The sequence below is a fragment of the Bradyrhizobium sp. KZN70725 genome (assembly GCF_055264925.1).
Genome location: NZ_JBUYWT010000112.1, coordinates 1 through 8,888 on the forward strand (window position 1 = coordinate 1; position 8,888 = coordinate 8,888).

The 8,888-nt window shown below is 59.4% G+C and carries 9 protein-coding genes; all 9 read right to left on the bottom strand.

Annotation, left to right across the window (positions count from 1 at the left end):
• Window positions 1–783: 783 nt before the first annotated feature.
• The 9 genes from ACZBJS_RS41190 to ACZBJS_RS41230 all read right to left on the bottom strand — a co-directional run bounded on the left by ACZBJS_RS41190 (window position 784) and on the right by ACZBJS_RS41230 (window position 8,718).
• On the bottom strand, window positions 784–1,602 hold the full coding sequence (locus ACZBJS_RS41190; RefSeq protein WP_463440206.1) for a family 1 encapsulin nanocompartment shell protein: 819 nt from the start codon (window positions 1,600–1,602) through the stop codon (window positions 784–786).
• Window positions 1,599–2,675 (bottom strand): Dyp-type peroxidase, encoded by a 1,077-nt coding sequence (locus ACZBJS_RS41195; RefSeq protein ID WP_463440207.1) that lies wholly within the window; start codon window positions 2,673–2,675, stop codon window positions 1,599–1,601. The genes ACZBJS_RS41190 and ACZBJS_RS41195 overlap by 4 nt, the downstream gene beginning before the upstream one ends.
• A gap of 292 nt (window positions 2,676–2,967) precedes the next feature.
• Window positions 2,968–3,093, bottom strand: coding sequence for a hypothetical protein (locus tag ACZBJS_RS41200; RefSeq protein ID WP_463440208.1), 126 nt, complete (start codon window positions 3,091–3,093; stop codon window positions 2,968–2,970).
• Window positions 3,094–3,359: 266 nt separating this feature from the next.
• Window positions 3,360–3,620 (bottom strand): DUF2171 domain-containing protein, encoded by a 261-nt coding sequence (locus tag ACZBJS_RS41205; protein ID WP_233475597.1) that lies wholly within the window; start codon window positions 3,618–3,620, stop codon window positions 3,360–3,362.
• Window positions 3,621–3,704: 84 nt separating this feature from the next.
• Window positions 3,705–3,935 (bottom strand): DUF2171 domain-containing protein, encoded by a 231-nt coding sequence (locus ACZBJS_RS41210; RefSeq protein WP_463440209.1) that lies wholly within the window; start codon window positions 3,933–3,935, stop codon window positions 3,705–3,707.
• 69 nt (window positions 3,936–4,004) lie between these two features.
• Window positions 4,005–6,611, bottom strand: coding sequence for an ATP-dependent chaperone ClpB (gene clpB, locus ACZBJS_RS41215; RefSeq protein ID WP_463440210.1), 2,607 nt, complete (start codon window positions 6,609–6,611; stop codon window positions 4,005–4,007).
• 215 nt (window positions 6,612–6,826) lie between these two features.
• Window positions 6,827–7,252 (bottom strand): thioesterase family protein, encoded by a 426-nt coding sequence (locus ACZBJS_RS41220; RefSeq protein ID WP_057016348.1) that lies wholly within the window; start codon window positions 7,250–7,252, stop codon window positions 6,827–6,829.
• 3 nt (window positions 7,253–7,255) lie between these two features.
• A complete protein-coding gene (locus ACZBJS_RS41225) occupies window positions 7,256–7,852 on the bottom strand; it encodes a superoxide dismutase (RefSeq protein ID WP_456864610.1) in 597 nt (198 codons plus the stop codon).
• A 674-nt stretch (window positions 7,853–8,526) separates the two neighbouring features.
• A complete protein-coding gene (locus tag ACZBJS_RS41230; protein WP_463440211.1) occupies window positions 8,527–8,718 on the bottom strand; it encodes a hypothetical protein in 192 nt (63 codons plus the stop codon).
• Between the last annotated feature and the right edge of the window lie 170 nt (window positions 8,719–8,888).

Below are 8,888 nucleotides of genomic sequence, written 5' to 3' on the forward strand. Positions count from 1 at the left end.
CGGAGGCCTGCGCACGGCTCGGGGCCGATGTGGTTCGCTACACCTTCATCGCAATGGACTTTCACCATCTACTCCTTGCCGGTCTCCCGGCGCACCCAAAGTAGTGCTAGTAGGAGGGGCGCGTCCGATCACGAAGTGCCCAGCCACCCCGGTGACGTGCATCTCCCAGATACCCCACTCACCGATGGAAAGGCTAGATTCCGGAGGGCTGGATGCAACTCTGATACTGTCTCTGTTGTCATCGGGTCACGCCATAAGCGGCGCTGGTCGCGGTTTCGCTCATGGAGATACCATGCCGGCCACTCGCCAAGTTGGTATGCCCAGGATTCGGCACGAGCGTAACACCTACTCGCGATGGCCAAGCATTCTGAAGCGGGTGGAACTGCTATTGAGATACGGAAGTTGGGGCCTGGCTGATCTTCGGGTGGTATGAGATATGCGTAGTTCTTTGTCTGCTTGACCAGCGTCCATCCCCGCCTGGGAAGAACCACGCTTAGCGTGAGGGAAGCTCCGAACCGATAGGCGTTCGGTCCAAATTTCTTTGGCGCCTTTCCACTCGCACTGAACTCGATCACTTCGATCGGCCAGCCTACAGGGGTGTGAGAGCGTGCCCTGGCGCGCGCGAGGGGCAGCGCCCCTGAGATCTCAACTATGAGGATGGCGGGCAGCTTGAGAGAGAAGAATCACAAGGCAACAGTGAGAAAGATCAAGAAGGCAGCCGCCGGGCCAGGTTGTCCATTGATTGCTAACTCCTTGTCTACCTGACATGGCCAGCAGGACTCGTTATTTCAACATTTGCTTCTCGGCTGCGGCGAGTACCACCGAAGCTTCAGTGGTCAGCACCCGGAAGGTAAAAGCCTCCTGGAAATAGAGATCGACCGTTGTGTCGGTGTGGTTGAGGTAGCCGATCGAGAGGTCCTGGCCGATATCCAGTTCGAAATCACCTCCTCGCGTCGTCAGGACAAAGGCGCCGCTGATGGCAGGCGCCCAGACAACGCCGCCGTCGACGATCCGTTCGAGGTGGTGAAAAACGGGGTATCCTTCGTCACTTCCGCCGCTGGCGCCCGTGTACGCCTCTGCCCCAAGGACGAGGGCATATGGCCCATTGCAGCCGGCAAGTCTGATTTCACTGACCGCTTGCGCGACGGCACTGGGATAGGCTTTCGCATTTGTCGGAAGAATGCATCCTGCATTGCTGCTGGCCTGGCGAATGCCCTCGATCCCTGCAGCCGCATATCCATCGAAAATCGCGCGGTCTTCGGCAAATGCGATTCTGCGGGCAGCATCCTTGACCGGCGTCCAGTCGGCGTCCAGGGCGCCACGCTCAACGTCATCGATCTGCCGACGCGAGAGCTGGAATGGAACGCGCAGTTCGACGAGCGCCCTCGCCTCGCGCTGTTGCGCCATCATTCCCTCGCCTGGAGCCGGAAGTTGTTTGACATGGCCAGTGCCCACCGCCGAGAAGCCACTCCCCTTGGCTTCGGGGACCTCGACCACGCGCCGCCCGGCAAAGTGCCGCTTCAGGGTACGGGAAGCCTCCTCCTCGATTTGAGCCCAGGCCGCGTCGGATATGGGAGCGAGTTGGCGGTGAAGATTATTCATGGTTCGCCTTCTTGTTTTAAAGACCCAATTCCAAGCGACCCGTCGTTGACGGGCGGATATGTGCGAGCTGTATCTGACGAGCCTGCTCCACTCTGCTCAGCGCAAACCGGCGCTTCCCCGCTGGCTGCCGCGGCGTCATTGTCTTCAGGCGAAACGTCGTCAAGAAATGTCGCTGACGGTACGAAGAACAGCGTCCCCGTAACGGCGCGGCTGACATCCAGCAGCCGGTCGTAGTTGCCGGGCGGCCGACCGACAAACATGTTCTCGAGCATCTGTTCGATCCGGTGGGGCGAGCGCGCATAGCCTATGAAATAGGTACCAAATTCACCCTTGCCGATCTCACCGAAAGGCATGTTGTCGCGCACGATCTCAAGCTGCTCGCCGTCTTCGACGACCGTCGTCAGAACATTATGTGCGTAGGGCGCCTTGGCCGCATCGTCCTGCTCGATGTCCGACAGTTTGTGACGACCGATGATATTTTCCTGCTCCGAGGTGGATATCGCATTCCAGCGCTGCAGATCGTGCAGATACTTCTGGGTGATGACGTAGCTTCCGCCGGCGAATGCAGGGTCCTCCTGTCCGATGGTCGTCGCGTCAACCGCGTCCTGATCGGACGGGCTCTCGGTTCCATCGACAAATCCAAGCAAATCGCGATCGTCAAAATATTTGAACCCATGAACCTCGTCGATCGCCGTCACAGCCTTGCCCAGCCGGGACATGATCTGTGAGGCGAGCTCGAAGCATAGATCCATGCGGACAGACCGGATATGAAAAAGGATGTCGCCCGGCGTGGAGACTGCGTGATGCACCCCATGGATTTCCCTGAAAGGATGAAGATACTTAGGCCGCGGATCACCGAACAGTCGGTCCCAGGCATCGGAGCCGAGAGCCATCACACATGATAGCCGCGCTTCCGGATCGCGAAATCCGACGGCTCGCAGGAGTGCCGACAGAAGGGCACATAGACCGCGCACCGCATTCTCGCTGTCCTTTCCGGGATTGATCCGGACGACGAGAAATATCGCGGCACGCGTCAGTCTTGCGACGACGGGTTGTGGGACGACAGCTGACACAATCACTCCTTGGCGGCCTGCTCGGCGCACTTGATGCTCCGGGCTGGCCCGTCCGGCTGAACACGGCCCGCGCGTTCGGCGCGGCCAGCGGTCGTTGGCATCGACGAGCTTCTCGAACGAGGCGTCGTGCGGAAATCACCGGCAGGGCGATCGGGATAACGAACACACAAGGCCGCTGGCATCCCTTGAGATGTTCACTCCGACCAATCAGGCCGAGGGCCGGTCAATCCATGTCCCGAAAGGCATGGCCATCGGCCTTGACACCTTCGATCACGCTCGGCGGCAAAAGATCCTAAGCGGAGGTCCCGTCAAAAACCCAGTCGCCCTTGTCCGCGAGGTCCGGGAGCTGCGCGCCCTTGCGGACATAGATCCCGATCGCCGGCTTCTTCACATTGATGTAGAGATCGTATTCTTCCATCGCGTCGATGCTTTCCCTCTTGCTCTATCGAGCCATTCATCGGCTACGGAGCAACCGCCATGCCAATTTGGGTGCATCGAGATATCAAGAGCTTACGCCGACCTGACCGACCGGATCTGACAAACTGTCCGATCGAGCACGGACAAATTGTCCACGCTGCGGGCGCAACGGGCTCGCGCAGCGTCGAGCCCGTTGTCGCCTCTGTGAAATCGAAACGTCTTGCCCCAGACAACAGCGGCCGCAGCGGTCCCGCTGCACTATCCCGGCTATCCAAGATCGACAGGACGTCCTGACGGCTCTTCTTCCAGTGTCACCGCAATGTCTGCGTTGGCGGACAAGCGCACCTTGTTACCCTCGACGCCGGCGACGAATCCCAGCTCGATATAGTGCTGATGTCCTTTGTGGTGCCCGAAACTGTCGCTCTTCCTGAGCCTGATACGATCACCTTCGACCTGATCGACCGTGCCGACATGCACTCCGTCAGCGCCGATTACTTCCATACCGCCGTTGATCTTGTTCATGGCCATACCTTTCTCCCTGAAATCCATTGCAGCGGTCACGCGAGCCATAATCCATATCGACTGCGTAACCGCGGACCAAGCGCAACCAAATCACTTGACCGGGCGGCCCGACTTTTCTTCCTCAAAGAGTTCGACGATATCGGCGTCAGAGCAGAGCCGCACCTTGTGATCCGTGACGCTGTCGACGAAATCCATGCCGATATAGTGGTGATGTCGTCTGTGCCGGCCGCCGCCAGTTTCGCTTTTCTTCAGCCTGATACGGCCGCCCTCGATGCTATCGACGACACCGATCTGCACACCGTCAAACCCGACGACCTTCATGCCTTCCTTGATCTGATGCTTCTTCAAGAATTGCACTTGCTCGTTCCATGTCTTTCTCAAGCCTGACGCTCAGATCGCTTCGTCCTCATCCGGAGGCTTCACTGTCTTCCCGTTGAATGTCAGACCGTCTTTCCCCGACGAGATCTGCACGGTCGAGCCGTCGCGGACGTCGCCCGCGAGCAGCATTTCGGCCAGCGGATCCTGTACATATCGCTGGATGACCCGCTTTAATGGCCTGGCGCCATAGGCGGGGTCCCAGCCCTTCTCGGCGAGCCAGGCTTGGACCTTGGCGTCGAGCGACAGTGTAATTTTGCGATCGTCGAGGAGCTTGCGCAGACGCGCGAACTGAATGTCGACGATTCGGCCCATGTCGTTCTTCTGCAGCCGCTGAAACAAGATGATCGCATCGATGCGGTTGAGAAATTCCGGCCGGAAATGCGCGCGGACCATCTCCATCACCTTGTCGCGAACGGCACTCGTCTTTTCGCCTTCCACCTGATTGACGAGGTATTCCGCCCCGAGGTTTGAGGTCATGATGATGAGCGTGTTGCGGAAATCCACTGTCCGCCCTTGGCCGTCGGTCAGGCGTCCGTCGTCCAGCACCTGCAGCAGCACGTTGAACACATCCGGATGCGCCTTCTCGATCTCGTCGAACAAGACGACCTGATAGGGTCGTCGCCGCACGGCTTCCGTGAGCACGCCGCCCTCGTCATAACCGACATAGCCCGGAGGCGCACCGATGAGCCGTGCGACCGAGTGCTTCTCCATGAACTCCGACATGTCGATGCGAAGGATGGCGTGCTCATCGTCGAACAGGAATTCCGCAAGGGCCTTGGCCAGTTCCGTCTTGCCGACGCCAGTCGGGCCAAGGAACATGAACGAGCCCATCGGCCGGTTCGGGTCCTGCAATCCCGCGCGGGCCCGTCGCACGGCCGTTGACACGGCACGAACCGCTTGTGTCTGTCCGACAACGCGTTTGGCGATCATCTCCTCCATCTGGAGGAGTTTCTCCCGCTCGCCCTCGAGCATCTTGTCGACGGGAACGCCGGTCCAGCGCGAAACTACCTGGGCGATATTGTCGGCCGTGACCGTCTCGCTGATCGAACTGCTCTCGCTGGCCTCGACGGCAGCCAGTTTTTTCTCCAGTTCGGGAATCGTGCTGTAAGACAGCTCGCCTGCCCGCTGGTATTCACCTTTTCGCTGCGCGTTCGCCAGTTCCGTACGAAGCTGCTCGAGTTGCGCTTTCATCTTCTGGGCGTCCGAGAGCTTGCTCTTTTCGGCCTGCCATTTCGTCGTCATGTCGGCGGAGCGCTTCTCGAGATCGACCAGATCCCCGTCGAGCGTCTTCAGACGGCTCTTCGACCCGGCATCGCTTTCCTTCTTGAGTGCCTCCTGCTCGATCCTGAGACGCACGATTTCGCGGTCGAGCGAATCCAGTTCCTCCGGCTTGGAGTCGACCTGCATCTTGAGCCGTGCGGCAGCTTCGTCGACGAGATCGATGGCCTTGTCGGGAAGGAAGCGGTCGGTGATGTAGCGGTTGGATAACGTTGCGGCGGCGACCAGCGCGGCGTCCGAAATCCGTACGCCATGATGCTGCTCGTACTTGTCCTTGAGGCCGCGCAGGATCGAGATCGTGTCCTCCACCGTGGGCTGCGACACGAAGACCGGCTGGAAACGGCGGGCAAGCGCGGCGTCCTTCTCGACATGCTTGCGGTACTCGTCGAGCGTGGTCGCACCCACACAGTGCAACTCGCCGCGAGCCAGCGCGGGTTTGAGGAGATTGGAAGCATCCATCGCACCGTCTGTCTTGCCAGCACCGATGAGTGTGTGCATCTCGTCGATAAAGAGGATGATACCACCATCCGCGGATGTCACCTCGGAGAGCACGGCCTTCAATCGTTCCTCGAACTCGCCGCGATACTTGGCACCGGCAATCAGCGCGCCCATGTCGAGCGCGAGCAGCTTTTTGTCTTGCAGGCTCTCGGGAACATCGCCGTTCACGATCCGCAAGGCGAGCCCCTCGACGATGGCGGTCTTTCCGACACCCGGTTCACCGATCAGGACCGGATTATTCTTGGTGCGGCGCGACAGCACCTGGATTGTGCGACGTATCTCCTCGTCGCGACCGATCACCGGGTCGAGTTTGCCGTCACGCGCGGCCTGCGTCAGATCGCGGGCGTACTTCTTCAGTGCGTCATATGCATTCTCGGCTGACGCGCTGTCTGCGGTGCGGCCCTTCCGGAGCAAATCGATCGCGGTGCCAAGAGCCTGGGCATTGACGCCGCCTTGCGCCAGGATCTTCGCCGCTTCGCTGCTCTTGTCCGTGGACAAGGCCTGCAGCAGGCGTTCGACGGTGACGAAACTGTCGCCCGCCTTTTCCGCTAGCTCCTCCGCAGCGGTGAACAGGCGCGCGGTGTCGGGCGCCATATAAACTTGTCCCGCACCCGAACCGGACACCTTCGGCAGTTTTGCCAAAGCCGCTTCCGTCGCGTGCAGGATCGCCCGCGAGTTTCCACCCGCCCGATCAATCAGACCGGCGGCCAAGCCTTCGTTGTCGTCGAGCAACACCTTGAGCACATGGAGAGGCGTGAACTGTTGGTTACCCTCCCGTGTTGCCAGAGACTGCGCCGACTGGATAAAGCCCCTCGCGCGGTCGGTATATTTTTCGGAATTCATGGAGCCCCTTTCAAACGCGCGGTCTGTCGTCAATGGTCAGGAACGGAATTACGATCCGGCCGGCGTCGGCGCAGCGTGTTGCGCGCCTGGAAGCTTCTGCCTGATCCCTTCGGCTTTGCCCTCGGTGGGATGGACGATGAGGTCGAACATGGCTATTACCCATGGTTGATGATCAATTCCGGCTCTAGACGACTGCAGTATGAAGCGCCCCGGTCTCAGCGCGGCGTGGCGCGGGTGGCCGCGGATCGCGCGACCTTTTCGTCAAGGCGTTTTCGCAGTTTGGCGAGCTCAACGACCATCCGCTCGTGAGTCCCCTTCCCAATTTCCTCGATTTCATCGGAGGCGCGGACGGAAAATGCGATCCGGCGGCCGTCGACCGCTGTGACTTCGGCCATGGCGGTAACCGTCTGTCCAACCACAGTCGCAGCAAGATGCTGCACGTTGACCATGGTGCCGACCACGCTCTCGCCCGGCTCGAGATAATCACGAACGGCATTGAGGGCAGCATTCTCCATCGCCATGATCATGACCGGTGTCGCCAACACCGGCGGCAGGATGCTGTCCTTGAACCGGTTGGCCAGATGTTCGGGCTTCACGACGAGCGTGAAGCGTCCGGTTGTGCCAGTCGATATGCGCTTCATCGGTCACGCTGCCCTCTTGAAGAGATCCTCGACATACTCCCAGTTCACGAGGTGCTCGAGAAACGCCCGAATGTAATCGGCCCTTCGATTGCGGTAATCGATATAGTAGGAGTGTTCCCAAACGTCACAGCCCAGTATGGGCTTTGCACCATAGACGAGCGGATTCTCGCCGTTGGGCGTTCTCATAACAATTGTCTTGCCGTTCTGCACTGCAAGCCAACACCAGCCAGAGCCAAACTGCCCGACGCCGGCGGCGATGAACTCCTCTTTCATCTTCTCGATCGAACCGAAGTCCGCCTTGATTTGCCGCTCCAGGATTCCCGGCAGCGCGCTTCCGGCATGCGGCTTCATCCATTTCCAGAAGTAGGTATGGTTCAGGTCCTGGCTCGCATTGTTGAATACAGGAACGTTGCTTCCAAAGGAGCCGATGACGACATCCTCCAGGCTCATTCCCTCCCATTCGGTGCCTTTGATAAGGGCATTGAGCGCATTGACATACGCGGCGTGGTGCTTGTCGTGGTGATATTCCAGCGTTTCCCTGGACATGTAGGGAGCGAGCGCGTCATGCGCGTAGGGCAGATCAGGAAGCGTGAAGGACATGGACATCTCCTCTGGAGAGAACATTCGCGACGGCGCACCGCCTGGTGCTTGCGACAAACGCGCGTCGCCGTGGATCTCGTGGTTCAGATGTCACCGGCTGTTTTCTCTTCGACCTCGGTTCTTCCGAGCAGAATGCAGTCATGCAACGGATGAAACGCCATGGGGTCCTCTCTCGGGGGTGAACGGCGGTGCCAAAGTGCGATCCTTGCCGATATCGGGCCGGAGGCCGGCAGTACGTGACGGATAGTCGTTGCCGCTGCGGCCCCCAATCCTGATCCTGAGCAACTCATGTGCCACATCGGAAGCTCTACGATATCAATCAGTTGCGTCGTAGGAGGGAAGCGCTATCGGCCAACTTGTCGAAAGCAAAACGGACAAAATGTCCTGCGTGTCGCTTTGGGGCACTACTCACCAAACTGAGGGTGAAAGATTGCCTGTCAAAACTACCGTCCGATATGGATCGAAATCGATGAGGGCGATCGGCGATAACCCTCGAGAACGTCTAGCCTTCCAAGAACCGGCACGCCCAGATGAGGCTGCGTCGATCATTCACCTACGTCGGCCATGGCCGGCTATTTCGCTAGGATTGGGCTAAGGGACGCAAAGTTCCGGTATGAGCTCTTTAAGCGAGCTCTGGAAGCGTTTCGGAACAACACATCGAGACGACGGCGCGACTAGTCGGCCTCATCGAGTGACGGCCGGGCTGCACGAAATCCGTGCGCGTCCGCAAAACGTAGCGCCTCGACGATCATCGTCTTCACGACCTTGGGCTCATCTTCGTGATTGAGCTCGTACTCCAACAGCATTGAGGCAAACGCCTCCTCGTCAACCTTTTCCAGCGCATCAGCCAGTTCATTCAGCGTCATCACGCATCCCCTCGTTCGCGATCTCGCCCTGCCGCTGGTACAGCGGGGCGCCCAGCTCGCCTAGTAGCTCGTCACAGTGATTTTGACTCTTTGGGTATGCCTGGATAGGCGCGCCCCAGTTTGGTGCGAGCTTTGTCCGTTGTGAACATCCAGTTGATACGGGCGCGAGT

Excerpts from the sequence above, each read along its gene's own strand:
- ACZBJS_RS41205 (WP_233475597.1), bottom strand. The coding sequence starts at position 3,620 with ATGGCCATGAACAAGATCAACGGCGGTATGGAAGTAATCGGCGCTGAC.
- ACZBJS_RS41210 (WP_463440209.1), bottom strand. The coding sequence starts at position 3,935 with ATGAAGGTCGTCGGGTTTGACGGTGTGCAGATCGGTGTCGTCGATAGC.
- ACZBJS_RS41225 (WP_456864610.1), bottom strand. The coding sequence starts at position 7,852 with ATGTCCTTCACGCTTCCTGATCTGCCCTACGCGCATGACGCGCTCGCT.
- ACZBJS_RS41200 (WP_463440208.1), bottom strand. The coding sequence starts at position 3,093 with ATGGAAGAATACGATCTCTACATCAATGTGAAGAAGCCGGCGATCGGG.
- ACZBJS_RS41190 (WP_463440206.1), bottom strand. The coding sequence starts at position 1,602 with ATGAATAATCTTCACCGCCAACTCGCTCCCATATCCGACGCGGCCTGG.
- ACZBJS_RS41230 (WP_463440211.1), bottom strand. The coding sequence starts at position 8,718 with ATGACGCTGAATGAACTGGCTGATGCGCTGGAAAAGGTTGACGAGGAG.
- ACZBJS_RS41220 (WP_057016348.1), bottom strand. The coding sequence starts at position 7,252 with ATGAAGCGCATATCGACTGGCACAACCGGACGCTTCACGCTCGTCGTG.
- clpB (WP_463440210.1), bottom strand. The coding sequence starts at position 6,611 with ATGAATTCCGAAAAATATACCGACCGCGCGAGGGGCTTTATCCAGTCG.